Below are 228 nucleotides of genomic sequence, written 5' to 3' on the forward strand. Positions count from 1 at the left end.
CTGGGCGGGGGTGTGCCGCCACAGCTGGTTCAGCACGACCTCGGGGGTCGCGTCGCGCTTCAGGTCGATGACGATGCGAACGCCTTCGCGGTTCGATTCGTCGCGAATGTCGCTGATCCCCTCGATCCGCTTTTCCTTGGCGGCCTCGGCGATCTTCTCAACGAGCGCGTTCTTGCCCTGCTGATAGGGGATTTCGGTGAGGACGATCGCCCGACGGTCGCCGCGCAT

General features: G+C 64.9%; 1 protein-coding gene. It reads right to left on the bottom strand.

What is annotated here, in order from left to right; all coding sequences use genetic code 11:
* On the bottom strand, positions 1 to 228 hold a 228-nt coding region (locus ACZ3HG_RS25115), incomplete at both ends, for a DNA gyrase subunit A (RefSeq protein ID WP_465335301.1).

The sequence above is a fragment of the Erwinia sp. PME.40.26/001 genome (assembly GCF_055556675.1).